The sequence below is a fragment of the Cognatishimia sp. genome (assembly GCF_049116455.1).
GTDB lineage: Bacteria > Pseudomonadota > Alphaproteobacteria > Rhodobacterales > Rhodobacteraceae > Cognatishimia.
On sequence record NZ_JAGDYW010000001.1, the window covers coordinates 548100 to 572037 of the forward strand.

The following is a 23938-nucleotide window of genomic DNA, read 5'->3' on the forward strand; positions in this document are numbered from 1 at the left end:
TGCGTCTGAAATCGGGCGTCGATGTAATTTGTGATGATTTTTTGGGTATTTTTGCCAAAAAGAAAAGAATGCAGCTTAGATCAAATCCCAAAGGAGTTTGGCGGCCATTGCGAGCGTGGTGAACACCAGAAGTGGCTTGATCAACCGCGCGCCGATTTTCTGTGCAAGTGATGCGCCAAGACGTGCGCCAAAGATCTGCGCGACACCCATGGCGAGCCCGGTCATCCACCAAGGCGTGGCAACGACTGCAAAAGCTAGCAAGGCACCAGCGTTTGAAGCACAGTTCAGCAGTTTTGTATGGGCTGTCGCTTTGAGGATGCCGTAGCCGGCGAGGGACACAAAGGCGAGCATGAAGAAACTGCCTGTGCCGGGACCTAGCAGCCCATCATATGCGGCGATCAAAGGCACCATGCTGGCCGAAAAGATCATGGGCGACATGCGGCGCTCTTTATCTTCGTCGTTCAGGCCTCGTTGCAAGGCGAAGAACAGGGCGACGCAAACCAAAAGAACAGGTAAGATTAGCCGTATGATGTCAGTTGGCAGCTGCGCGACCAAAAGGGCGCCTAGAATTGAGGCGAAGAATGAGATGGTGGCAGGCACGATTTGCGTGCGAAGGTCCACATGGCCGCCGCGGGCATATGAATAGGCAGCGGTGGCAGCACCAAAAAAACCTTGGATTTTATTGGTGGCCAGCGCGGTCAAGGGTGGCACACCCGAGAGCAGCATCGCGGGAAGAGCGATCAAACCACCGCCACCTGCTATGGAGTCGACAAAGCCTGCAACAAACCCTGCTGCAATCAAAATGAGCAAGACTTCGGTGCCGACTTCAAACATTTAATCGGCCACGAATTCTGATTTGGCGTAGCCCTGGATATAGAGCAGCGCTGTCAAATCGCCGTGGTTGATTTTGACCTTACATTTGGCCTGCAAAGCTGGTTTGCCATGTAGCGCCACGCCTGTGCCTGCGTTTTTCAGCATCAAGAGGTCATTCATCCCATCACCAACGGCCAGCACATCGGTTGGGGTGATGCCCAATTTCCCGGTGATCTCGTTCAACGCTTCGAGTTTGGCTTCTTGGCCTAATATGGGACGCACGACTTTGCCTGTGAGCTTGCCATCTGCGATTTCAAGTGTGTTTGCGCGGTTTTCGTCAAAGCCGAGTTCTGAAGCTACTTTGGCAGTGAAAGCGGTGAACCCACCGGACACCAGCGCACCATAGCCACCATTGGCTTTCATGGTTTGCACCAGCGCTTTGCCGCCGGGCATAAATTTGATACGGGTTTTCAGAACGTGATCGATGATGCTTTCGGGCAGGTCTTTCAGAAGGCCCACGCGCTCATCAATCGCGCCTTCAAAATCCAGCTCGCCATTCATGGCCTTGGCGGTGATCTCAGCTACGCGTTCGCCAACACCGGCTTCGGCAGCGAGTTCATCTATACATTCTTGTTGGATCATGGTGCTGTCCATATCCGCCAGCAGCATTTTTTTGCGTCGACCTTCGATGGGCTGAATGATCAGGTCGATTTGTTCAGCCTGAAGCGCTTGCCAGACGTCTTCTGCATTGTCCGGAACTTGTGCAATTGAAAACTCCGCAGCTTCGCCAGTTGCCAGCCATTGTGCGTCCCCGCCTCCCCAAGCGTTGCGGAGGTTTTCTACGGTTGCAGCGTCCAAGGCGGATGTAGCTGGATTGGTCAGAAGCGTGGCGATATACATGTCGCTGTCCTTTATCAGAGGCCTTCTTTGCCCCTTACCGCAGCCACATTGCAATTACCACCCGCGCTTTATCTTGTTTCCGATAGGAGACATGGCGCGACATAATATGTCGAGAAACCACAGTAAAACGCCATTTTCACTGTTGTCCGAGTCAGCGGCGCCAACTATTTCCGGCGGTGGGACACCTCTCCCCAACGAGAGGCATTTATCTGTAAGGATACCAGCAATGGCTACTCAGCAACCGGCAGCGCGCCCGGCAAACCCGCGTTTTTCTTCTGGCCCATGTGCCAAACCCCCTACATTCGAATTGTCCAAACTGGCAGGCGCCCCACTGGGTCGCAGCCACCGCGCAGCTGTTGGCAAAGCCAAGCTGAAGGATGCCATCGAAGGCACCCGCGAAGTTCTGGGCATCCCCGCTGACTATAAAATCGGTATCGTTCCTGCGTCTGACACGGGCGCGGTTGAGATGGCTCTGTGGTCCCTTTTGGGTGAACGCAAAGTAGAGATGCTGGCATGGGAATCATTCGGCGCAGGCTGGGTGACTGATGTTGTCAAACAGCTGAAAATCGACGCTGAAGCGAAAATCGCAGATTACGGTCAAATCGTTGATCTGGCCTCTGTCGATTTTAACAACGACGTTGTTTTCACTTGGAACGGCACCACTTCTGGTGTGCGTGTTCCAAACGCGGATTGGATTGCGGCGGACCGTGAAGGCCTGACCATCTGTGACGCGACATCTGCCGCCTTTGCGATGGATCTGGACTGGGACAAGCTGGATGTGACCACATTCTCTTGGCAGAAAGTTCTGGGTGGCGAAGCGGCTCACGGTGTGATCGTTCTGTCCCCACGCGCGGTTGCACGTTTGGAAAGCTACACTCCTGCATGGCCACTGCCAAAGATCTTCCGCATGACCAAAGGTGGCAAGCTGATCGAGGGTATCTTTACCGGGGCGACCATCAACACGCCGTCCATGCTGGCGGTCGAAGATTACTTGTTTGCACTGGATTGGGCACGCTCTGAAGGTGGCCTGAAAGGTCTGATCGCGCGTGCAGATGCAAACGCACAGGCTGTGTTTGATTTCTGCGATGCCAACGACTGGATCGCAAACCTGGCAGAGGATGATGCAAATCGTTCCAACACCTCGGTTTGCCTGAAGTTTACAGATGTGCGCATCAAAGACGGTGCGGCGTTTGCGAAGGCGGTTGCAAAACGCCTAGAGGCAGAGAGCATCGCGTTAGATATCGGTGCATACCGTGACGCGCCAGCAGGTCTGCGTATCTGGTGTGGCGGTACTGTCGAAACTGCTGACATTCAAGCCATGCTGCCATGGCTCGCATGGGCCTTCGAAGCTGAAATCGAAGCACAAGCTTAAAGGAGTGCCGGGCTGAAGCCCGGCCTACCGAAACTTCACCGAATTGTAGGCCGGGCTTCAGCCCGGCACCCCGACAAAAAAGGACCTAACCCATGGCCCCTAAAGTACTTGTATCCGACAAACTGTCTGAAACCGCTGTCCAAATCTTCCGCGATCGCGGCATTGATGTGGATTTCATGCCAGAGCTTGGAAAAGATAAAGAAAAACTGGCTGAAATCATTGGTCAGTACGACGGTCTTGCGATCCGTTCCGCGACCAAAGTCACGCCAACCATTCTGGAAGCAGCCACCAATCTGAAAGTGGTAGGCCGCGCCGGTATCGGGACGGACAACGTCGATAAGGAAGCGTCTTCCAAAAAAGGTGTGATCGTTATGAACACACCTTTCGGCAACATGATCACCACGGCAGAGCACGCAATTGCGATGATGTTTGCAGTTGCGCGCCAAATCCCAGAGGCGTCTGCGTCCACCCACGCTGGCAAATGGGAAAAGTCCAAGTTCATGGGTGTTGAGCTGACCAACAAAACGCTTGGCGTGATTGGTGCAGGTAACATTGGTGGCATCGTTTGCGACCGTGCCCGTGGCCTGAAGATGAAAGTCATCGCGTTTGATCCGTTCCTGTCTGAAGAAAAAGCGGACAAAATGGGCGTTGAGAAAGTTGAATTGGACGAACTGCTAAGCCGTTCTGAATTCATCACTTTGCACGTGCCGTTCATTGCGGGTGTCACAGAAAACATTCTGTCTGCTGAAAACCTTGCGAAAACCAAAAAAGGTGTTCGTATCGTGAACTGTGCCCGTGGTGGTCTGGTTGACGAAGCGGCGCTGGCTGAATTGCTGAAGTCTGGCCACGTTGCTGGTGCGGCGTTTGATGTGTTTGCTGAAGAGCCTGCGAAAGAAAACCCGCTGTTCAATCTGCCTAACGTTGTCTGCACACCGCACTTGGGTGCGGCAACCACCGAAGCGCAGGAAAACGTTGCACTGCAAGTGGCCGAGCAGATGTCCAACTACCTGCTGACTGGCGCTGTCGAAAACGCATTGAACATGCCATCCGTGACCGCAGAAGAAGCGAAAGTCATGGGCCCATGGATCAAACTGGCGGATCACCTTGGTGCCTTTGCTGGTCAGATGACTGACGAGCCAATCAAAGCCATCAACATCCTCTATGATGGTGTTGTTTCCGAGATGAACCTTGAGGCGCTGAATTGTTCCGTGATTGCCGGGATCATGAAAAAAGCCAACCCAGACGTGAATATGGTTTCCGCACCAGTTATCGCGAAAGAGCGTGGCATTCAGATTTCCACCACTAATCAGGACAAATCTGGTTCCTTCGACGGCTATGTCAAAGTGACCGTTGTGACTGATAAGCAAGAACGTTCTGTTGCTGGTACCGTGTTTTCAGACGGCAAACCGCGCTTTATCCAGATTAAAGGCATCAACATCGACGCCGAAGTTGGTTCGCACATGCTCTACACCACCAACGAAGATGTTCCTGGTATCATCGGTACTCTGGGTCAGACTATGGGCGAGAACGGTGTGAACATCGCGAACTTCACATTGGGTCGCTCCGAAGTGGGTGGCGGCGCGATTGCTTTGCTTTACGTGGATGCAGAAGTGCCAGAGCCAGTGCGCCAAAAGCTTTGTGACACGGGTATGTTTAAACAGGTCAAAGCACTGCAATTTGACGTTTAAGTCGAATTAAATCGATAGCGAAAGCCGCCCTTTCCGGGCGGCTTTTTGCGTTATAGAGTGTGCGTATTTACGTGATTTGATTGCAGTTATTATGATTTATTTATTTTTGTCGCCTCAAGTTTTTAGCCGCGCATTGCCTATGTTACTTGTTCCAATGGGCGTTTTGATCGCCAACTATGGTTGGACACCGCCAGACTCTATCTATGTAGGTGATCTGGCAACTTGGGTCATTTTTGCATTTCTGCTCGGAATCGCGATGTGGAATCAGGATCGCATAAATCAATCCTATAGTTCTCATTGGATGTTCTTGCCGATCGTTGGAATGTACAATGGATTTACGTTCGGTCTTGCGATGGTGCTGGTTTTGGCGGGGAGTACGACGCCGAATGGTGCCATCGTTCTATTCTTCATTTTTGGCATTCCTTGGGGCGTATTTGTTGCTCAAAAAGTATCTCTGAATTCTGACAGAGAGCCACTGGATGACACAAAATTAAAGCCAACTTTATTGCACCTGATTGCGGCTATCGGATGCTTTATTCTAACCGTATCGGGATTGCTGGACGTCGGTATTGGTGGAGCGCTCGGGTTTCAATTTTTAGTTTTGCTACCAATTCACCAATCCATGGATCTGGATCCCAAAGAAGAGAGTTTGCGTAGAGGCCTGTATTTTGCAGGAGGGATACTATTAATTGGGTATAGCTTTGTAACTTAGAGCTAGATGGACCCAATGAGCTTTGGTCTTATTCCAGTTCGGATTCCGTTAACCCCACTTTAACCAAACATCCCGGTTTCTGCCGCATTTGGCACAAGGTTTCGCTCCACCCAAACCTGCACGGTCAGGTTGTGGGGGCGTGCAAAAGCAATAGGTGACACATGCAGAAAGCACGTCAAATGCAAACAGCAACTCAGGCTTCCGGCGCGTTCGAGAAGTTTATGCATGCTCAGAAAGAGCAAACTCCAAGCATGATCCGTTTGATTAACGGTATCGGAGAATCGACGTTGTTCAAAAAGTTCAATTACTGAACGAATTCCGGCGGGCCAAGGCCCGCCGTGGTGATTCCTAAGTCCAATTCAAAACGACTTTTCCGGATTGTCCGGATTTCATCGCAGTAAAGCCGTCGCGGAAGTCATTCACATTGAACTCATGTGTAATGACCTTGCTGACATCCAAGCCATTTTGCAGCATCGCAATCATTTTGTACCAAGTCTCAAACATCTCGCGGCCATAGACGCCTTTGATTGTGATGGCTTTGAAAACGATCCGGCTCCAATCCACGGGGGATTTGCCTGGCGGAATGCCCAGCAGGGCGATTTTACCACCCATCACCAAAGCATCGACCATCTGATCCAATGCTGCTTGGCTGCCGGACATTTCCATGCCTACGTCAAAGCCTTGGTTCATACCAAGTTCAGGAATGACGTCGCGCAGATCTTCTTTGGTGACATCCACAGGGCGCACTGTCGGCACCACGTGTTCCGCCAGTTTCAAGCGATCGGGATTGACGTCAGTGATCACCACATTGCGCGCACCCGCATGACGCGCGACGGCGGCCGCCATGATGCCAATTGGGCCAGCGCCAGTTATCAATACGTCTTCGCCTAGCAAATCAAAGCTGAGTGCGGTGTGGACAGCGTTGCCCAGCGGGTCAAGGATCGCACCGATTTCATCCGGGATGTTGTCGGGTAAAGGCACAACGTTGAAGGCAGGCAGTTTCATGTACTGCGCGAACGCCCCTTGCACGTTTACGCCAACACCGCGCGTGCCGGGATCGAGGTGGAATTTACCTGACCGGCTTTGGCGACTGTCATATTCGATCAGATGGCCTTCACCGGAACAGCGTTGGCCAATCTTCAGCCCTTTGACGTTCTTACCCATTTCGACGATCTCACCGGCAAATTCGTGGCCAGTGATCATCGGGGTCGGCACAGTGTGTGCGGCCCATTCATCCCAGTTCCAGATGTGAATGTCGGTGCCGCAGATGCCGGTTTTGTTGACCTTGATCAGCACTTCGTTGTCCGCGATTTCCGGCACCGGGGCCTCGACCATCCACAGACCTTCTTCTGGATGGGATTTCTCTAGGGCGCTCATTTGGTTCGGGCGTGCGAAATGTGCGTTCATGTGAGTATTCCTAATTCTCTGCCGACTTTGCCAAAGGCCGCAAGCGCGCGGTCGAGTTCGTCTTTCGTGAGGGCCGCGTTCATCTGGGTGCGGATCCGGGCTTGGCCGCGTGGCACCACTGGGAAGAAGAAGCCAGAGACATAGACGCCCTCTTCATAGACTTTGGATGCAAAGGCCTGTGCCAGCTTTGCGTCACCCAACATTACGGGGATGATAGGGTGCTCGCCTTCAAGCAGGTCGAAGCCTAGTTCAGTCAGGCCAGCGCGCCAGTAGTTGGCATTTTCAAACAGTTGTTTGCGCAGATCACCGCCTTCTTCGACCAAGCGGATAGCTTCGAGGCCAGCGGCCACGATGGATGGCGGTAGGGAGTTTGAAAACAGATATGGACGTGCGCGTTGGCGCAGCAGGTCGATCACGGCTTGTGGGCCAGCGATGTATCCACCAATTGCGCCACCCAGAGCTTTGCCCAGCGTGCCGGTCAGGATGTCGACGTCCACACCGAAGTGATCTGGCGTACCTGCGCCTCGTGGACCCATGAAACCTGTTGCGTGGCAATCATCTACCATCACTACAGCGTCATGTTCCTTTGCGATGCGAGTGACCTCTGGCAGGTTCGCCAGATACCCATCCATCGAGAAAACACCGTCGGTGGCGATCATGATATGACGCGCGTCAGCCTCGCGGGCTTCTTTCAGCTTGGCTTCCAGATCAGCCATGTCATTGTTTGCGTAACGGTAGCGTTTTGCCTTGCACAGGCGAATGCCGTCGATGATCGAGGCATGGTTTAGGCTGTCTGATACAATTGCATCTTCGGGTCCAAGCAGCGGTTCAAACAGGCCGCCATTGGCGTCAAAGCAAGCGGCAAAGAGAATGCTGTCGTCTTTGTTTAAGAACTTAGCGAGGCGCTGTTCTAATTCGCGGTGAATGTCTTGTGTGCCGCAGATAAAGCGGACAGAGGCCATCCCGAACCCTTTTGGGTCCATCACGTCTTTTGCAGCTTTGATCAGGTCAGGGTGATCCGCAAGGCCGAGATAATTGTTGGCACAAAGGTTGATCACTTTGCGATCACCCACGGCAATTTCACCCCCTTGTGGGGAGGTGATCATTCGCTCGCGCTTCATCAGACCTTCGGATTCGATTTGTTCCAAGGTGGTGTTGATATGCGCGATAAACCGATCAGACATGGGGCTCTCCTATTCATTTGCGACAACTTCTACCATCTTGGATGAATTTCCGAAATAGAGGAATGCACTATTGCGGAAATTATCCGTGATGACGGAAGATCTGATCTTTAGACATGACTATGGGGCCGGGTGGGTCGGTTTCGGAGGCCTGTAAACGACACTTTGGTGTGGGGTTCACGTCAAATCAGTGCTTTACGAGAGAAAATTGTCCGCAAAATCACCGTCCGTTTCCGTTTGGAAACACCGCAGTATCCGTATGCAAAAGTATTCTTTTTCAGCGGGTTACACCGAAACAACCTATGGGGTGATTGCGCGCCAATGTATGCAAAAGTTCACTGTCGCAAATGGCACATTTCAAAGGTGCCATAAGGCAGTGGGCTATGCGTTTTGAACCACCAACAAGGCGCGCGCCGGACCACTGATCGCTTCGATGCGATGTGGCACATCCGCCGCATAGCGTGCGGTATCGCCAGTGCCGACCTCTTCGGTCGCGTTGCCAGAAACGACTCGGACACGCCCTTCAATAACCGTCAGATGTTCTCGGGTGCCCCGCGAATGGGCCTTGCTATCCAACTGACCGTCACGGGAAAACCGCAGGTCATAAAGCTCGTGGTGCCCAGCGTCTTCGGGTGGTGAGAGAATACGGATGTTGCAACCTTCACCACGGTTCTCGATGGAGGGCGTGTTGGCGGCACGTAGAACTTCGACGCGATCCGCTGTTTCGCCGTCTTCCAAAAGCCCCGCGAAATCCACCTGCAGCGCGCGTGTCAGGTTCCAGAGCGTTGCAATCGTCGGGCTGCTTTCGCCGCGTTCGATCTGGCTGACCATCGAGCGGGATACGCCTGAAAGTTTGGCAACCGCATCTAAGGACAGGCCTTGCGCACGACGGGCTTCTTTCAGGCGGGCCGGAAGAAGGTTTAGGATTTCGCTATCGGTGTTCATGCCACTGACCTGCCCGCTTGTAGGGATGGTGTCAACTTTTTGCGTCAGGATAGTCGCGCAAGAAGACCCATTTGTCGCCTTCGCTCATGTCCGGTTCAAAGGTATATCCACCTAGATCGAAGTTCTTAACGTCTTCGGCATCTTTCAAACGATTTTGAACAATATACCGGGCCATGCTGCCGCGCGCTTTTTTTGCAAAGAAGCTGACGATTTTTGGCTTACCGTCTTTGAGTTCCATAAAGACAGGCGTGATTACGCGCAGCTTCAGAGCCTTTAGATCGACCGCCCCAAAATATTCCTGAGAGGCGCAATTCACCAAAGTGTCGGTGCCAAGCTCTTCGGCCTGCTCATTCAGGTTTTTTGACAGTGTATCACGCCAGAACTCGTAAAGGTTCTTTCCGCGACGGGTTTTCAGCCGGCTGCCCATCTCCAACCGATAAGGCTGAATCGCATCCAGCGGGCGTAGCACACCATAGAGGCCAGAAAGGATGCGCAAGTGATCCTGCGCCCAAGTCATCTCGTCTCGATCCAGCGATTTGGCTTCAAGCCCAATGTAAGTGTCACCGGCAAAAGCATACACGGCCGGGCGAGTGGCGTAGGCGTCAGGTTCCATTTCGAAGGCTTTGAAACGGTCGCGGTTCAGCTTGGCAAGATCTGGGCTCAGGTCCATCAGCTTTTGCAAATTGCCCAGCGTCAGGTTGCGTGCGGTTTTCACCAGCTTTTCGGCTTCGTCATGCAGAGCCGGAGTGGTTGTTTCGGTTGCAACAGGATCCCAATCCAGGCGCTTGGCCGGGGAAACGACGACTAACATGGCTGCTCCTTCACCTCTGGTGAGAAATACTTAATCCGCACTCTGCAAGACGTCCAGAAAAGCCGACGCAAATCGTTGTGAACGTTTGTCCCCGAGGAGCCGTTGCATCGCAGCTTCGTCGCTGGGTCGCATTTCAGCAACCTTTGCTAAAAGGGAAGCAGAGCAGGTCAAAGGCTTATCGATGCCCTCAGGACCACGTGCGAGATCCGCTTGGGCTTCCAGAAGGCGATCATAGACCCCTGCGGCCTGTCGACCGGCAAGTTTGCGACGGCTTGGGTGTACGGCTTCCGCTTCGCCATTGATGACCTCTAAAAAAGCGTCGCCATAGCGGTCGAGCTTCTTTGCACCAACGCCACCAACCCGTGCCATGTCGTCGAGCGACGAGGGGCGTGTTTCGGCCATTTCAATCAGAGTGCGGTCGTTGAAGATAACATAGGCCGGGACTTTGGCGGCTTCGGCCAATGCGCGGCGTTTAGCTTTGAGGGCTGACAAAAGCGGCGCATCTTCTTCGTTCACCATGGCTTTGACCGCGGGGCGGCGGGTCGCTTTGCGAATGCTATCTTTGCGCAACTGTATGGAAGCTTCGCCGCGCAGGATTGGCAATGCATCATCGGTCATGCGCAGCGCGCCATGGCGTTCAGGGTCTGGGCGGATCAAATCATGTCCCATCATTTGACGGAACACCGCCTGCCACTGGCGTTTGTCGAATTCTTTCCCAACACCAAACGTCGGCAGCGCATCATGCCCCTTTTGGCGCATGCGGTCGGTGTCATGGCCCAAAAGCACATCGATCAAATGACCAGAGCCAAACCATTCCCCAGTGCGTAAGATCGCCGAAAGCGCCTTACGCACCCCTTCCGTACCGTCAAACACCTCGGCTGGCGTGTCACATAGGTCGCATTTCCCGCAGGTGACTTGGGTTTCGCCAAAGTACCGCAACAAAGTCGAGCGGCGGCAATGCAGAGCTTCGGCCAATCCTAGCAAGGCATTCAGGCGGGCATGGTCGGCAGCGCGGCGTTCTGGTGGTGCGAGTCCTTCGTCAATTTGAGAGCGACGCAGGCGGATGTCTTCGGGGCCAAACAGCGTTAGGGTTTCGGCAGGTGCGCCGTCGCGCCCGGCACGGCCAATTTCCTGATAGTAGCTTTCGATGGATTTCGGCAGATCGGCGTGGGCGACCCAGCGAATATCAGGCTTGTCGATGCCCATGCCGAAGGCAACGGTGGCCACCACAATCAATCCGTCCTCGCGCTGAAAACGTGTTTCGACCCAACGGCGATCATCCGGGTCCATGCCACCATGGTAATGATCCGCGGAATGCCCCGCATCGCGCAAAGCTTTCGCCAAAGCTTCGGTTTTGGCGCGTGTGCCGCAATAGACGATGCCCGATTGCCCTTTGCGGGCGGCGGCAAAATCAAGGATTTGTTTGCGCGGACTGTCTTTGGCCCCAAAGGCAAGATGGATATTGGGGCGATCAAAGCCGTGCAGGAAAGTTTCAGGTGTTTCCCCTTCAAAGAGGCGTTGAATGATCTCTTCTTGGGTTTCTTTGTCGGCCGTCGCAGTGAAGGCTGCGACAGGCACATCCAGAGCGCGGCGCAATTCTCCGATGCGCAAATAGTCTGGGCGGAAGTCATGGCCCCATTGGCTGACGCAATGGGCTTCATCGACGGCAATCATCGAAACACCTATGCGGCGCAACATGCCAAGGGCTGCGCCAGAGGCCAGGCGCTCTGGCGCGATATACAAGAGCTTCAGGCGACCGGTTTCGATAGCCTCCCAGACAGCGGCTGTTTCTTCTTCGGTATTACCGGAGGTCAGAGCGCCAGCTTCAACGCCAGCCTCGCGCAGCGCACGCACTTGATCGCGCATCAAGGCAATCAGTGGGGAGATCACAACCGTGATCCCATCGCGCATTAATGCGGGGAGCTGATAGCAAAGCGACTTACCGCCGCCAGTAGGCATGATCGCTAAGACGTTTTGACCTGCGGCGACGGCATCCACGATCTCTTCTTGGCCGGGGCGAAACCCGTCAAACCCAAAGATGTCGCGCAAAAGCGATGCGGCGGCCATGAAATTTCCTGCGATGAAGTCTGCTCTTTAGCAGGAAATGAATCACATACCGCCGGTTGCGGCAAGGTTAATGGACTTAGAAAAAGATCCCAGGCACGACAAAATCACGCAGCCAGATCACAAGAATGAAGACCACCAATGGAGCCAGGTCCAGCGGGTTGGTATTTGGCAGGATATTGCGAACCGGGCGATAGATCGGCTCCAGCAGGCGGTTCAACCCGTACCAGATTTGGCTGACCAGCTGCTGATGCAGGTTCAGGACATTAAAGTTGATCAGCCAGCTCATGATGATGTGGATCAACATGATGAAGAACACTGCATTCAGCACGAGCATAAAAAGGGCACCAATTGCGGCCACGGCGATCACTCCTTTGATTTCCTGGGCACACAGTTAAGCGTCGCGACGTCAAATCACAAGATGCCGCGAGGTCATGCTGAGTCATCAGTTGACCTGACCCATGGTCAATCTGACTTACTGGCGATAGGAGATCGCCCATGTACCCGTATCTACGCATGATCTGGGGCTGGCAACGCGCCAAAGCCCTGCCGAAAATGGCTATTGATGCCACTCATGTGTCCAGCCATCGCTGCTGGCCACAGGACATCGATATGTGGATGGAGCTGAACAACGGGCGCACCCTGACGATGTATGACCTTGGCCGCATCCCGATGGGTGTGCGTGTCGGGCTGATGGATGCGCTCCAGCGCAAAGGCTGGGGGCTGACCGTTGCTGGCAGCGTTGTGCGCTATCGCCGCCGTATTCGGCCGTTCGAAAAATTCGAAATGCGCAGCCGGGGTCTGTTTTGGGACGATAAGTTTTTATATGTCGAGCAGTCGATTTGGAAAAAGAACGGTGAATGCGCAAACCACGCGGTGTTTCGGACTGCTGTCACAGGTAAGTCGGGAATCGTGAATCCAGAGCTTGTTGTCCAAGAGCTAGGGTACGAAGGCGCGTCGCCAGTGGCGCCAGAGTGGGTCAAGCAATGGCTCAAAGCCGAGGACATGCGCCCGTGGCCTCCGATGCAGGACAGTTTTGAATTGGCCAAGAAGGCGGCTTAGTCCGACGAAACACTTGCGAAGTTCACAAGCCCCTGTCTAAGTCGTCTTAGTTATCGGGGACTGTCATGACCGCATCATCAACTGCTTTATCTACCAAACGCCGCATCTGGGGTTGGTTCTTTTTCGACTGGGCCAGCCAACCTTTTGCCACGCTTTTGTTGACCTTTATTTTTGCACCCTACGTGAAAGAGCTGATGGGAAGCGGAGCCGCTGCACAGGCGGCTTGGGGCTGGGGCGTAGGTCTTGCTGGGATTGTGATTGCTTTGATGGCGCCAATTTTGGGGGCGGCGGCAGACAGTTCTGGTCGGCGCATGCGCTGGATCTGGCTGTTTTCACTGATGTATGTGGTCGGCTCGGCGGGGCTTTGGATGGCCGCACCTGACAGTTTTAATTTGACCCTAACATTGGTGTTTTTTGCGATCGGTCTCTTTGGGATGGAGTTCGCAACGATCTTCACCAACGCTATGCTGCCCGACTTGGGCACGAAAGAGGAGATCGGCCGAATATCAGGCAACGGTTGGGCTTTTGGCTACCTAGGTGGGTTGATTACGTTGATCATCATGCTCGTGTTTTTGGCTGAGAATGCAGAAACCGGTAAAACCATGCTGGGGCTTTCGCCGGCATTTGGTTTACTGGATGGTGCTGCGCGCGAAGGTACGCGGGCCGTCGGGCCTTTGACCGCAATTTGGTTTGCAGTCTTTATGATCCCTTTCTTCCTTTGGGTGCGTGATGCGCGGCCTGCATCAGGTCAATCGATCACAATGACCCAGGCGCTGGGTCGTGTGAAAACCACGGTGCGCAATCTGCCTCAAACGCCGTCTCGATTTGCCTATTTGGGCAGTTCAATGTTCTACCGGGATGGGCTTAACGGCATCTATGCTTTTGGCGGGATCTACGCGGCGGGTGTGTTGGGCTGGAGCGTACCTCAGGTGGGGCAGTTTGCGATCCTTGCGATTATCTCTGGTGCGGTTTTCGCCGTCATTGGCGGCCGCATGGATCAACGGCTTGGCCCACGTCCGGTGATTGCATTTTGCATTTTAGTTCTATTGGCTGTCTCGGTTTCGATTGTCTTTATTTCGCGTGAGGGCGTTTTGGGGCTCGCAGTATCAGAAACGTCAAAGCTACCTGACATAGCCTTTTATGTGATCGGTATCTTGATTGGCGCCGCTGGGGGCGTCGTACAATCCGCAAGCCGAACCATGATGGTCCGACAGGCAGATCCTGCGCATATGACGGAAGCCTTTGGTCTTTATGCTTTGGCAGGAAAGGCCACGGGTTTCATCGCGCCTTTGTCGATTGGTATTGTGACCTCGATAAGCGGAAGCCAGCAGATTGGCATTACTCCTTTGATCGTTCTCTTCCTTTTAGGGTTTGTCCTGTTATTCTGGGTCAAACCAGAGGGGGACCGAGCAGAATGGGACGCATCCTCGCAGCCATAGGCCTATTGGCCGCTCTTACGGCGTGTAAGTCCGAAACAGAAACGACGCGTGTGTCGACGCGGCAGGCGATTCCTGCTGCGATGCAGGGCGTTGAAGCCAAACAGTTGTTCGGCGCGCATCAGCAGGGATCGGCGCAATCGTCGGTGCCATTTGGCAGCTATGCTAAGGGCTGTATGGCCGGTGGTGCTATGCTGCCAGAAACCGGGCCAACATGGCAGGCGATGCGCTTGTCGCGGAACCGGAATTGGGGTCATCCAGAGACTGTTGATTTCATCCAAAAGCTATCTGCCAAAGCAGCGCGTCAATCCGGCTGGGAAGGCCTTTATATTGGCGACATCAGCCAGCCGCGGGGTGGGCCGATGCTGACAGGGCACCGGAGCCATCAGATTGGTATGGATGTTGATATTTGGATGCTGCCGCCCAAACGTTTGGACCTAACACGGGCCGAGCGAGAAGCGATCAGCTCGATCAGTATGCGTCGATCTAATGGGGCCTACGTAAACAGCAGCTGGACCAAACAGCATCATGCTATTTTGAAAGCGGCGGCTCAGGATCCACGAACGGCGCGCATTTTTGTCTTTCCAGGTGCCAAGGTGCAGATGTGCAAGGATGAGAAGGGCGACCGCAGCTACTTGCGCAAAATTCGCCCATGGTGGGGACACCACTATCATTTCCATGTACGCCTAAGTTGCCCAGATGGGGCAGCGGGTTGTGTTAACCAAGCGCCACCGCCGGCAGGGGATGGTTGCAAAGATGCTGAAAGATGGGTTCATGACATTTTGAACCCACCGCCCCCAAAACCGCGCGATCCAAATGCGCCCAAGCCAAAACCTCGTAAAGAACTGACCATCGCGGACCTGCCCAACCAATGTATAAACGTATTGCAATCGCGTTAGGCGCAGCTTTGGTTATTGGCTGGCAAGTCAGTGCCACGCCCAAAGGTGCAGCCCAGTTGGTATCTGCTGTGAAATGGGATCAATCCGAGGATTGGTTTGGCGGATTTTCAGCCATTGAAGTGACGCCTGATGGTGCCGAATTTACGGCACTGACGGACAGCGGAACATTGGTTGCAGGCTCGTTTTTGCGAGACGATGGTGTGATCCAATCCGTCCAACATGCGTCATTTGAGGCGGTTCAAGATAAGCAGGGTGTGATCAAAAAGGAATATCAACGTGACACGGAGGGCCTTGCGATTAACGCCGAGGGACGCCGTTTCATTTCCTTTGAAGGACGCCATCAGGTTTTTGCCTACCGCAAATCGGGCGGGCGCGGCACCGCGTTAAAACGCCATGCGGATTTTCTAAAAATGGAGCGTAATGGCTCGCTTGAGGCGCTGGCGATTGATGAACAAAACAGGCTTTATACCCTAGCGGAAACGCCAACGGATGCATGGGATGATTTGCCTGTTTACCGGTTCGAAAATGGACGCTGGGCGCAGGCTTTTACGATTTCTGCACGAAATGGGTTTAGACCTGTGGGGGCGGATTTTGGCCCGGACGGGCGGTTTTATCTGCTGGAAAGGAAGTTCAATGGGATTGGCTTTCGGACGCGGGTTCGACGGTTTGATGTTTCAAGCGGGCAGGTGACAGGCGAAGAAATGCTGTTGCTCACAGGGACAGGCACCCATGACAACCTAGAAGGGTTGGCGGTTTGGCAAGATGGCGATGATGATGTGCGCCTGACGATGATCTCGGACGACAACTTTTTGTTTTATCAACGCACCGAGGTCGTTGAATACAGGGTCCCCTCTGAACTTTAGTGGGGCCCGTCATTTGATTGAAAGCGGTTCAATGTAACCGCCGGATTAAGCCGTGCTTAAGCTCTGGTTAATCTTATGGCGATACGCAGCATTTTGCGAAACCTTCACAAAAAACCACATGATTTTGTTTTGACATACAGAAATTCTGTGGCAGGCTGAAGGTACGCGAAATTATTGAAAGGAGGTGCCCATTGTCTAGAGAAGGAATGGAGAACGGTGTCGGAACAGTTTGGGAGGATTGCAGTTAGGGCAAACCTTAACTGACTTAAGACCCAAATTGGTGACCGCCTAACCGGCGCACCTCCTCAAATCTCGAAGGGCTGTTCCCGCGCGTGGAACAGCCCTTTTCGTTTGCCCTTAAATCGATCATTCTGCCCCCATGCTTGAGATCAATGAGACCATCACAATTCAGGATTGGGAACTGACCGAACAGTTCGTGCGCGCCTCTGGGCCGGGTGGTCAGAATGTGAATAAAGTTTCGACATCGGTTGAGTTGCGCTTTGAGGCTGAACGATCTCCGAGCCTAACCCCTCAGGTGAAAGCGCGGCTTCGGAAGTTGGCAGGTCGACGCTGGACCAAAGAGGGTGCGTTGATCATCCAATGTGATGAAACCCGCAGCCAAGCCCGCAATCGCGATTTGGCCCGTGAAAGACTGATCGAGTTGATCCAGAAAGCGCTGCACAAGCCCAAACGCCGAATTGCCACCAAACCGACCTATGGCAGCAAGCAGCGGCGCTTGAAGTCTAAAAAGGAACGCGGAGAAGTGAAGGCGCTGCGCGGGAAGGTGCGGGATGATTGAACTTAGCTTGTGCTGCGGACGCGGGCCTCTGTCTTAGAGAACCTTAATCACGTCCTTATCGATTCCCAGCATATAGCCTCGCCGCGCAATGTTCTTCACCAACAACTCACTAACCATCTGATTGCCTAAACTGTCCCGCAACCGTTTGATCCGCGTGGCTCCGGCTGCTTCTTCACAGTCGGATTCGATCTTGCCAGAAATCATTGCCTCGATTGCAACACCGGTCATGACCTCATCATCCATGCGGGCCTCTGCCAGAACAGACATGGTCTCCATTGCCGCATCGGTCAGTTTAAAGCCCATGTTATTCAGATAGACCTTTTTCTCGTCCCGGCTGATCAGCAGAGAGTTCACCTGAATGCCAGACCGTTCAATCTGCGCCATGCGACGGTTCATGGTGATCAACATCACCAGAAAGATCAGCGCGGCAATCATCATACCGGTGGCAAAGATCAGCAGCACAAAGATCACCATGCGGTAGCTCGACAAGATTTCTGCAAAGCTGGTGCCGGACTGGGCGAGAATTTCCAAAAGCTTCAACTCGGCCTGCGTGGTTAGATCGTCGTTTTCAACAAACAGATTTTCCACGCGGGCATTAAAGGCATTTGCATCTGGCAGGGTCAGCAGAAGCACCGCGCCCGCACCAAGCAAAATGGCCACGATGGCGATGATGCCAAGCGTGACCACGCGGCTGCCGATCTGGCGGGCCTCAATAGCGGAGGTAGAATGCTCCTGCATCGGCTTTCCTTCCTTCAAGTCCGGATTGATCAAAGACTGACAGAACATTCAGCAAAACCCAACCATCTGATGCCAGACGGGGTTTGAGTTGCTGTTGTGCGTTTGCCTTTTTGCAAGCGCCGCTGACCTCGGCGACGCCGTAGTGCAGGCGCAGAGGGTCATTCTGTTTGGCTTTGTAATCCGCATAGCAATCCTGAGCCATTGCGGGCGTCGCGAGGCTCAGGCCCATTGAAAGGCAAAGCGCGGAAAGCGTTATGATGGCGTGTTTTCTCATGTCAATCACTCTGCTGTGAAATGGTGAGATATTCAATAACAACAGGCGTTTCGGGTGCTGTTATTGGATAACAAGGGGGCGTTATTGCCTGACTTTTGTGGGGTGGGCCAGTGTGAGTTCATCACCTTCGCCACCTGTTCTGAACTTTGGCGAGTACGGAATCACTTCACACGAAAGGCATTGCGCCATGTCACGTACCTTTATCAAATCGATCCTGATCGCCGCAGTGACGGTGACTGGAATTTCTCTAGCAACCGCATCTCCTGCGAAGGCTGGCAATGATGACCTCGCAAAGTTCCTGTTCGGAGCGACCGCGCTGATTATTATTGGGAAAGCTATCAGCGATTCCGATGCAAAAGCAGCACCGGTCTATAAACCCAAACCTGTTAAAAAGCCGAAGCCGGTCTCGCGTCCACATCGCAAAGCGTTGCCCGCGTCATGTTTGCGTGTTCATCACACATGGGAAGGCCGGATTCGGATGTTGGGTAAAAAATGCCTGCATAACAACTATCGCCATGCGCACCGCCTGCCAGAGCACTGCCGTGTGAAAGCCCGCACCGATAATGGTGTGCGTCGCGGCTACCACGTCAGATGTCTGCGCCAAGCGGGTTACTATTTGCAATCTAGCTAATTTGATGTCGAGCACAGAGCGGCCTGATTGCATCCCCAGATAAATCGAAACCGGCTGCTCTGAGAAACCGACGCCCGTCCCGGCGTCGGTTTTTTCTTGCGAGCTGGTTGGCTATGCGCTTTGTGGGTGGCCATGACAAAGCCTGATTATGAATTAGAAAAGCTCGCGATTTTCAGAGGGGCGACCTCTGTCGTGGGTGTCGACGAAGTTGGACGTGGGCCCTTGGCCGGCCCGGTGATGGCCGCCGCTGTGGTTCTGGACCCCGACCGCATTCCTGAGGGGCTGAATGATTCTAAGAAATTGGGGGTCAAACGCCGCGAGACGCTCTATGAGCAGATTTTGGAAGTGGCTGATGTTGGCTTTGGCGAAGCCTCCGTCGAAGAGATAGACGACATCAACATCTTGCAAGCCAGCTTATTGGCCATGCAACGGGCTGTTCATGACCTAAGGTCTTTACCGGATTATGCGTTGGTGGATGGCAAATTTATCCCGAAAGGCCTGAACATTCCTGCCGAAGGAATTGTGAAGGGGGATGCAAAAAGTGTTTCAATTTCAGCGGCTTCGATTGTGGCGAAAATAAGGCGCGACCAAATGATGGAGTCCTTGGCGCAACAGTTTCCCGGATATGGGTGGGAGAGAAACGCCGGATATCCGACGAAAGAGCATCGCGAAGCTATCCACAGGCTGGGGATAACACCACATCATCGGCGTTCATTCAGACCCATACACAACATATTGTATCAAGGAAAAAACATAACATCCTGATTCAAAATATAAATTGACCTCGAATCCAGTTTCGTTGATCCTGTGGATAACCAAAGAGCGCATAAGCGCCAGGTTGCAAAAAATGAGCGGAAAAATCCGCCTACTCTACTGAGGCAGTAACATGACGAAACCTAAGAAAAAGGGCGCGGCAGCGCTCCCTTTAAACACGATCCTTGGCGGCGATTGCATCGAAGTGATGAACAGTCTGCCGGAAAACTCCGTCGATTTGATTTTCGCGGATCCTCCCTACAATTTGCAGCTCAAAGGTGATTTGCACCGTCCGGACAACTCCAAAGTGGATGCCGTTGACGATGAGTGGGATCAGTTTTCGTCCTTTGCGGCCTATGACAAATTCACCCGTGAATGGCTCGCGGCGGCACGTCGTCTGCTGAAGCCAACCGGTGCGATTTGGATGATCGGCAGCTACCACAATGTGTTTCGCATGGGGGCCGAGCTACAGAACCAAGGCTTCTGGATTTTGAACGATGTGGTCTGGCGCAAGTCCAATCCGATGCCGAACTTCCGCGGCAAGCGGTTTACCAACGCACATGAGACCATGATTTGGGCGTCCAAATCTGAAGGATCCAAGTATACGTTCAACTATGATGCGCTGAAGGCCCTGAACGAAGGTGTTCAGATGCGGTCTGACTGGGTGCTGCCAATCTGCACAGGTCATGAGCGTTTGAAAAACGAAGATGGCGAAAAAGCACATCCGACGCAAAAACCAGAGAGCTTGCTGCATCGTGTTCTGATTGGTTCGACCAATCCGGGTGATGTGGTTCTGGATCCATTCTTTGGCACGGGTACCACAGGTGCGGTTGCAAAAATGCTGGGCCGTGAGTTCATTGGTATTGAACGCGAAGAAGCTTATCGCGAAGTGGCTGAAAAGCGCATCAAGGCGATCAAGAAATTTGACAAGGAAGCTCTGGAAGTTTCCACATCCAAAAGGGCGCAACCGCGTGTCCCTTTTGGTCAGCTCGTCGAGCGCGGCATGCTGCGTCCTGGCGAAGAACTGACATCGATGAACGGCCGCTACAAAGCGAAAGTGCGCGCCGACGGCACGCTCGTTGGCAAAGACGTTAAAGGGTCAATCCATCAAGTTGGGGCAGCCTATGAAGGCGCGCCAAGCTGTAATGGCTGGACCTATTGGACTTATAAGAAAGAGGGTAAGAAGGTTCCTATCGACCTTCTGCGTCAGGAAATCCGTGAGGAAATGGCGCGCCCAAACTAAGCCTTCAGTAGACAGGATACCTATGGCGGGATGCTAGTCATCCCGACCATGAACCGAGGTACCGCCGGTGCCTGTGGACTGACTTACACAAGGCATCATACCTTGCCCCGCCATTGGCGGGGCTTTTTTGGTTGTTGGGATTTAGGGGCTTTGCCCCTCTGGTACGCAGCGCCATTCACCCAGAGTATTGGGGCAAAGAAGGAAGACCTATTAGCACATGGATTTGATACCCAGAGCGATCTCCAGTGGGGCATTGAGTGTATCTTCGACCAGAGTTCGAGCTGTAGGCATCAGGTCATCGGGCGCAACTATGCGGTCAATGAGGCCAAAGCTTAGAGCATCATCAGCGGGAATTTTCTGACCCCCCATCAAAATAAGTTTTGTTCGGGCGGGGCCAATGAGCGCACTCATCCGGATCGGATCAGACGGTTGGGGCAGAAAGCCGAGTTTCATGACCGGATAAAAGACCTTGGTCGTTTGAACGGCGATCCGTAGATCACACGCCAGCGCAAGCCCATTTGCCCCACCGGCGAGAGTCCCGTTGAGCGCCGCAATCGTCATGCACGGAAGGTTTGCAACCGCTGTTGATAGTCGCTCCCACACCGGGCTGGTCGCGAGTCCTTTACGGGCTTCATCCAGGTCCGCACCCGCGCTAAAAACCTTTCCTTTGCCTGTGAAAATTACAGCGCGCGCTTCCGCGGCGTGCTCGGCGATGTCGGCCAGAGTGGAAAGCATCTCCTCGGTTAGAGAGTTCGCTTTTTCAGGGCGGTCAATGGTGACAATCCAAAGCCCGTTGTCTTCTTTGTCGAGGTGGATCAAATCAAGCCAGCCTTCTGTCGGATGGTTTCGTCCCGTAGGCTGATTTCTGAGCCGCACTGATCGTCGGCTTCGCGGCTGCACATCCACAACAGGGTTTTGGCAGGCCATTCGGGTGGTACGTGGTCTCCCCATTCGAGCTCTGACACCGGGTTCATGCCACTGGCTTTGATATCACGCTGCATTTGCGTTGCGACGGTCCCTGGGGAGAGGCTAATCGCGCGGATCCCTTTGGCATGTGCTTCGTTGTGAATAGTGTGGGTGAGCATCAAGGCCGCGGCTTTCGAGGCGCAATATGCTCCCCAACCTTCATAGGCCGTTTTGGCAGCGCCCGAACCGATTGTTAGAATTGTACCGCCCCCATTTTCAATCATCCATGGCATCGCGGCGCGCATGCCGTTGAACACACCTTTCACGTTCACATCGAGCAAGTGGCCCCATTCTTCTGGGTTGGCTTCAGACAGATGTGAAATAGGGTCTAACAAGGCCGCATTGTTGATCAGAACATCGATCCCACCGAAGGTATCGACACAGGCCGCCACAGCTTTTTCCATTTCCCAGAAGCGGCTGACATCACAGGGAATCGCAATCGCTTTGGGACCGATTTCAGCGGTGAGGTTGGCAATCGCTTCCTCGCTACGTGCCACAAGCGCTACATTTGCACCAGCATCGGCGAAAACTCGCGCGGTGGCCGCGCCAATGCCGCGGCTGGCGCCCGTGATCAGTACGGTTTTTCCCTGCATATCGGTCATTGTGACCTCCTGAAATTGGATTTGGCACATTGGTAGCCATGGGATTTGCATTGGTCTACCCCTTGCCCCTTGACCCGGCGGGGTAGAGTCCCGAAGTTTAATAGGAAATTCATTTTGGGAAGGGTTCGGGATGTCTCGTTGGACTCAATTAAGTGGGGCCACCGCGTTGGCCTGTGTTTTTACCGCAAGTGCCAGCTTTGCTGATGTGACAGGCCAAGAGGTCTGGGAAGACTGGAAGGCCTACATGCAGGATGTGGGCTATGCCGTGACCGGCACCGAAAGCCGATCCGGTGACACATTGACTGTCGCCGATGTTGTGATGTCCATGGATGTGCCTGACGCCGAAGGCACCGTGGCGATGAAAATGCCAGAGCTGACATTCACCGATCATGGCGATGGGACGGTTTCTGTGGGAATGCCCGAGCTTTCGACTATGGAGATCGATGTCGAAGGCCCGGATGGCGAAGTTGTAGATATCACAGTGGCAATGACCATGACCGGCATGTCGACCATCGTATCCGGCGATCCAGAGAATATGACTTATGCCTACACGGCATCGGGTCTGGCCTTTGAGCTTGCTGATTTCAACGTCGAAGGCGATGCGCCTGATGATCTGCAAGTGGTGATCAGCATGGACAATCTTGTGGGTCAGTCGACAATGATAGTCGGTGATGTACGCGAAGTTGATCAGTCGATGACAGCTCAGGGCATCAATTACGAATTGCGTGTTGTGGACACCGCAGAGGACGCGAACGTTGTGATGACCGGCGCGCTAGATGGGCTGCAGTTCAGTGGCGGCGGAGTCATACCGGTCGGTGTAGATCCAGAAGACACAGTGGCCTTCTTTGATGCCGGCTTTGCCATGGATGGCACCTTCCGTCAGAACGGGTCGACCTTTCAGATGACAGTGGTCGAAGATGGCCAGCCGATGAATATCGAGACCTCCTCTGGTCCAGGTGAACTGGAAGTGGCGTTCTCCGGTGACGGTGTTGAATATCTGGGCGGAAGCACTGATTTGTCTGTGAACCTTGCTGGGGGTGATATCCCATTCCCGGTTGCTTTCCAGATGGAAGAGATCGGGTATGAGTTTGTCATGCCTTTGTCGGCTTCAGAAGAAGAGCAAGATTTTGCGCTGGGTCTGACATTTGGGGGCCTGTCGGTTCCAGAAATGCTGTGGAACATCTTTGATCCATCCGCAATTCTACCGCGCGATCCTGCGACCGTTAGCTTTGCGCTAGACGGTAAAACACGTCTCTTCAAAGACCTGATCGATCCGGCAATTGAGGATAGCGAAGAATTCCCAGGTGAACTGACTGCGCTGACATTGACCGATTTGGTTGTTGAAGTTGCAGGTGCAGAATTGACCGGTAGTGGCGATTTCACCTTCGATAATTCCGATTTGGATAGCTTTGACGGCATGCCACGCCCAATGGGCGCTGCCGATTTCCGCCTACTGGGCGGCAATGGCTTGCTGGATAAGGTCATCGAAATGGGGTTTGTTGGCCAGGAAGAGGCTATGGGCGCACGTATGATGATGGGTCTGTTTGCAACACCTGGACCCGCTGAAGACGAGTTGAACTCTCGGATCGAAGTGAACGAGCAGGGCCATGTTTTGGCCAATGGTCAGCGCTTGAAGTAAAACGCGTATTATTCACGCGAGGGCCGCCCAATGTGATTTTGGGCGGCCCTTATTGTTTCTGTTGGGTGGCAAACCTTGCTTTGGCTCCTTGCGCGGTCTACCTGAATAGAAACGATCCTCGTCACTTCATCGTAGGATCA

Annotated in this window: 24 protein-coding genes; 12 read left to right on the top strand and 12 right to left on the bottom strand. The window is 53.6% G+C overall.

Annotated features, from left to right (window positions below):
* Positions 1-75: 75 nt before the first annotated feature.
* Positions 76-834 (bottom strand): TSUP family transporter, encoded by a 759-nt coding sequence (locus tag JXQ85_RS02670; protein WP_421747303.1) that lies wholly within the window; start codon positions 832-834, stop codon positions 76-78.
* Positions 835-1713 (bottom strand): phosphoserine phosphatase SerB, encoded by an 879-nt coding sequence (serB, locus tag JXQ85_RS02675; RefSeq protein ID WP_421747304.1) that lies wholly within the window; start codon positions 1711-1713, stop codon positions 835-837.
* A 226-nt stretch (positions 1714-1939) separates the two neighbouring features.
* Between serB and JXQ85_RS02680 the strand changes: the two genes are divergently transcribed.
* From JXQ85_RS02680 to JXQ85_RS02690, 3 genes are all read left to right on the top strand, one after another.
* Positions 1940-3085, top strand: a complete 1146-nt coding sequence (locus JXQ85_RS02680) for a phosphoserine transaminase (protein WP_421747305.1) — start codon at positions 1940-1942, stop codon at positions 3083-3085.
* Between the two features lie 92 nt (positions 3086-3177).
* Positions 3178-4773 carry a phosphoglycerate dehydrogenase gene (serA, locus tag JXQ85_RS02685; RefSeq protein WP_421747306.1) on the top strand — a complete coding sequence of 532 codons (1596 nt, stop codon included), beginning with the start codon at positions 3178-3180 and terminating at the stop codon, positions 4771-4773.
* A 91-nt stretch (positions 4774-4864) separates the two neighbouring features.
* Positions 4865-5485 (top strand): hypothetical protein, encoded by a 621-nt coding sequence (locus JXQ85_RS02690; protein WP_421747307.1) that lies wholly within the window; start codon positions 4865-4867, stop codon positions 5483-5485.
* A gap of 348 nt (positions 5486-5833) precedes the next feature.
* On the opposite strand, the gene tdh is transcribed toward JXQ85_RS02690, so the two are convergent.
* The 6 genes from tdh to JXQ85_RS02720 all read right to left on the bottom strand — a co-directional run bounded on the left by tdh (position 5834) and on the right by JXQ85_RS02720 (position 12230).
* Positions 5834-6862, bottom strand: a complete 1029-nt coding sequence (gene tdh, locus JXQ85_RS02695; RefSeq protein ID WP_421747466.1) for an L-threonine 3-dehydrogenase — start codon at positions 6860-6862, stop codon at positions 5834-5836.
* A 26-nt stretch (positions 6863-6888) separates the two neighbouring features.
* Positions 6889-8076 (bottom strand): glycine C-acetyltransferase, encoded by a 1188-nt coding sequence (locus JXQ85_RS02700; protein WP_421747308.1) that lies wholly within the window; start codon positions 8074-8076, stop codon positions 6889-6891.
* Between the two features lie 378 nt (positions 8077-8454).
* On the bottom strand, positions 8455-9018 hold the full coding sequence (locus JXQ85_RS02705; RefSeq protein ID WP_421747309.1) for a helix-turn-helix domain-containing protein: 564 nt from the start codon (positions 9016-9018) through the stop codon (positions 8455-8457).
* A gap of 31 nt (positions 9019-9049) precedes the next feature.
* The gene (gene yaaA, locus JXQ85_RS02710) at positions 9050-9829 is read right to left on the bottom strand and encodes a peroxide stress protein YaaA (protein WP_421747310.1); all 780 of its coding nucleotides are present in this window, start codon (positions 9827-9829) and stop codon (positions 9050-9052) included.
* A gap of 30 nt (positions 9830-9859) precedes the next feature.
* Entirely contained in the window at positions 9860-11896 is a 2037-nt protein-coding gene (gene recQ, locus JXQ85_RS02715; protein ID WP_421747311.1) for a DNA helicase RecQ, read from the bottom strand.
* 76 nt (positions 11897-11972) lie between these two features.
* Positions 11973-12230, bottom strand: coding sequence for a YggT family protein (locus JXQ85_RS02720; protein WP_421747467.1), 258 nt, complete (start codon positions 12228-12230; stop codon positions 11973-11975).
* A gap of 161 nt (positions 12231-12391) precedes the next feature.
* Between JXQ85_RS02720 and JXQ85_RS02725 the strand changes: the two genes are divergently transcribed.
* From JXQ85_RS02725 to arfB, 5 genes are all read left to right on the top strand, one after another.
* Positions 12392-12955, top strand: a complete 564-nt coding sequence (locus JXQ85_RS02725) for an acyl-CoA thioesterase (RefSeq protein ID WP_421747312.1) — start codon at positions 12392-12394, stop codon at positions 12953-12955.
* Positions 12956-13020: 65 nt separating this feature from the next.
* A complete protein-coding gene (locus tag JXQ85_RS02730) occupies positions 13021-14394 on the top strand; it encodes an MFS transporter (RefSeq protein WP_421747313.1) in 1374 nt (457 codons plus the stop codon).
* Positions 14370-15290 carry a penicillin-insensitive murein endopeptidase gene (mepA, locus tag JXQ85_RS02735; RefSeq protein ID WP_421747314.1) on the top strand — a complete coding sequence of 307 codons (921 nt, stop codon included), beginning with the start codon at positions 14370-14372 and terminating at the stop codon, positions 15288-15290. The genes JXQ85_RS02730 and mepA overlap by 25 nt, the downstream gene beginning before the upstream one ends.
* Entirely contained in the window at positions 15263-16153 is an 891-nt protein-coding gene (locus JXQ85_RS02740) for an esterase-like activity of phytase family protein (protein WP_421747315.1), read from the top strand. Before mepA ends, JXQ85_RS02740 begins: the two co-directional genes overlap by 28 nt.
* Before the next feature lie 379 nt (positions 16154-16532).
* The gene (gene arfB, locus JXQ85_RS02745) at positions 16533-16952 is read left to right on the top strand and encodes an alternative ribosome rescue aminoacyl-tRNA hydrolase ArfB (RefSeq protein WP_421747316.1); all 420 of its coding nucleotides are present in this window, start codon (positions 16533-16535) and stop codon (positions 16950-16952) included.
* Positions 16953-16985: 33 nt separating this feature from the next.
* On the opposite strand, the gene JXQ85_RS02750 is transcribed toward arfB, so the two are convergent.
* Together JXQ85_RS02750 and JXQ85_RS02755 are read right to left on the bottom strand one after the other, a co-directional pair.
* A complete protein-coding gene (locus tag JXQ85_RS02750) occupies positions 16986-17690 on the bottom strand; it encodes a hypothetical protein (RefSeq protein WP_421747317.1) in 705 nt (234 codons plus the stop codon).
* Positions 17662-17964: a hypothetical protein gene (locus tag JXQ85_RS02755; protein WP_421747318.1), complete on the bottom strand. Its 303-nt coding sequence runs from the start codon at positions 17962-17964 to the stop codon at positions 17662-17664. Before JXQ85_RS02755 ends, JXQ85_RS02750 begins: the two co-directional genes overlap by 29 nt.
* Before the next feature lie 187 nt (positions 17965-18151).
* Here JXQ85_RS02755 and JXQ85_RS02760 point away from each other — a divergent pair, with 187 nt between their 5' ends.
* From JXQ85_RS02760 to JXQ85_RS02770, 3 genes are all read left to right on the top strand, one after another.
* Positions 18152-18595 carry a hypothetical protein gene (locus JXQ85_RS02760; RefSeq protein ID WP_421747319.1) on the top strand — a complete coding sequence of 148 codons (444 nt, stop codon included), beginning with the start codon at positions 18152-18154 and terminating at the stop codon, positions 18593-18595.
* A 132-nt stretch (positions 18596-18727) separates the two neighbouring features.
* On the top strand, positions 18728-19360 hold the full coding sequence (locus tag JXQ85_RS02765) for a ribonuclease HII (RefSeq protein WP_421747320.1): 633 nt from the start codon (positions 18728-18730) through the stop codon (positions 19358-19360).
* A 121-nt stretch (positions 19361-19481) separates the two neighbouring features.
* Positions 19482-20591, top strand: a complete 1110-nt coding sequence (locus JXQ85_RS02770; RefSeq protein ID WP_421747321.1) for a site-specific DNA-methyltransferase — start codon at positions 19482-19484, stop codon at positions 20589-20591.
* Between the two features lie 210 nt (positions 20592-20801).
* Here JXQ85_RS02770 and JXQ85_RS02775 read toward each other — a convergent pair whose 3' ends face one another.
* Together JXQ85_RS02775 and JXQ85_RS02780 are read right to left on the bottom strand one after the other, a co-directional pair.
* Positions 20802-21410, bottom strand: coding sequence for an enoyl-CoA hydratase/isomerase family protein (locus JXQ85_RS02775; protein WP_421747322.1), 609 nt, complete (start codon positions 21408-21410; stop codon positions 20802-20804).
* Complete coding sequence (locus JXQ85_RS02780; RefSeq protein ID WP_421747323.1) at positions 21407-22159, bottom strand: SDR family oxidoreductase; 753 nt, start codon at positions 22157-22159, stop codon at positions 21407-21409. The genes JXQ85_RS02775 and JXQ85_RS02780 overlap by 4 nt, the downstream gene beginning before the upstream one ends.
* A gap of 130 nt (positions 22160-22289) precedes the next feature.
* On the opposite strand from JXQ85_RS02780, the gene JXQ85_RS02785 reads away from it, so the two are divergent.
* On the top strand, positions 22290-23798 hold the full coding sequence (locus JXQ85_RS02785; RefSeq protein ID WP_421747324.1) for a hypothetical protein: 1509 nt from the start codon (positions 22290-22292) through the stop codon (positions 23796-23798).
* Positions 23799-23938: the final 140 nt, after the last annotated feature.

Excerpts from the sequence above, each read along its gene's own strand:
- JXQ85_RS02680 (WP_421747305.1), top strand. The coding sequence starts at position 1,940 with ATGGCTACTCAGCAACCGGCAGCGCGCCCGGCAAACCCGCGTTTTTCT.
- serB (WP_421747304.1), bottom strand. The coding sequence starts at position 1,713 with ATGTATATCGCCACGCTTCTGACCAATCCAGCTACATCCGCCTTGGAC.
- JXQ85_RS02765 (WP_421747320.1), top strand. The coding sequence starts at position 18,728 with ATGACAAAGCCTGATTATGAATTAGAAAAGCTCGCGATTTTCAGAGGG.
- mepA (WP_421747314.1), top strand. The coding sequence starts at position 14,370 with ATGGGACGCATCCTCGCAGCCATAGGCCTATTGGCCGCTCTTACGGCG.
- JXQ85_RS02785 (WP_421747324.1), top strand. The coding sequence starts at position 22,290 with ATGTCTCGTTGGACTCAATTAAGTGGGGCCACCGCGTTGGCCTGTGTT.
- recQ (WP_421747311.1), bottom strand. The coding sequence starts at position 11,896 with ATGGCCGCCGCATCGCTTTTGCGCGACATCTTTGGGTTTGACGGGTTT.
- yaaA (WP_421747310.1), bottom strand. The coding sequence starts at position 9,829 with ATGTTAGTCGTCGTTTCCCCGGCCAAGCGCCTGGATTGGGATCCTGTT.
- JXQ85_RS02725 (WP_421747312.1), top strand. The coding sequence starts at position 12,392 with ATGTACCCGTATCTACGCATGATCTGGGGCTGGCAACGCGCCAAAGCC.
- tdh (WP_421747466.1), bottom strand. The coding sequence starts at position 6,862 with ATGAGCGCCCTAGAGAAATCCCATCCAGAAGAAGGTCTGTGGATGGTC.
- JXQ85_RS02740 (WP_421747315.1), top strand. The coding sequence starts at position 15,263 with ATGTATAAACGTATTGCAATCGCGTTAGGCGCAGCTTTGGTTATTGGC.
- JXQ85_RS02780 (WP_421747323.1), bottom strand. The coding sequence starts at position 22,159 with ATGACCGATATGCAGGGAAAAACCGTACTGATCACGGGCGCCAGCCGC.
- JXQ85_RS02760 (WP_421747319.1), top strand. The coding sequence starts at position 18,152 with ATGTCACGTACCTTTATCAAATCGATCCTGATCGCCGCAGTGACGGTG.
- JXQ85_RS02750 (WP_421747317.1), bottom strand. The coding sequence starts at position 17,690 with ATGCAGGAGCATTCTACCTCCGCTATTGAGGCCCGCCAGATCGGCAGC.
- JXQ85_RS02700 (WP_421747308.1), bottom strand. The coding sequence starts at position 8,076 with ATGTCTGATCGGTTTATCGCGCATATCAACACCACCTTGGAACAAATC.
- JXQ85_RS02720 (WP_421747467.1), bottom strand. The coding sequence starts at position 12,230 with ATGCTCGTGCTGAATGCAGTGTTCTTCATCATGTTGATCCACATCATC.
- JXQ85_RS02755 (WP_421747318.1), bottom strand. The coding sequence starts at position 17,964 with ATGAGAAAACACGCCATCATAACGCTTTCCGCGCTTTGCCTTTCAATG.
- arfB (WP_421747316.1), top strand. The coding sequence starts at position 16,533 with ATGCTTGAGATCAATGAGACCATCACAATTCAGGATTGGGAACTGACC.
- JXQ85_RS02690 (WP_421747307.1), top strand. The coding sequence starts at position 4,865 with ATGATTTATTTATTTTTGTCGCCTCAAGTTTTTAGCCGCGCATTGCCT.
- JXQ85_RS02770 (WP_421747321.1), top strand. The coding sequence starts at position 19,482 with ATGACGAAACCTAAGAAAAAGGGCGCGGCAGCGCTCCCTTTAAACACG.
- serA (WP_421747306.1), top strand. The coding sequence starts at position 3,178 with ATGGCCCCTAAAGTACTTGTATCCGACAAACTGTCTGAAACCGCTGTC.
- JXQ85_RS02730 (WP_421747313.1), top strand. The coding sequence starts at position 13,021 with ATGACCGCATCATCAACTGCTTTATCTACCAAACGCCGCATCTGGGGT.
- JXQ85_RS02670 (WP_421747303.1), bottom strand. The coding sequence starts at position 834 with ATGTTTGAAGTCGGCACCGAAGTCTTGCTCATTTTGATTGCAGCAGGG.
- JXQ85_RS02705 (WP_421747309.1), bottom strand. The coding sequence starts at position 9,018 with ATGAACACCGATAGCGAAATCCTAAACCTTCTTCCGGCCCGCCTGAAA.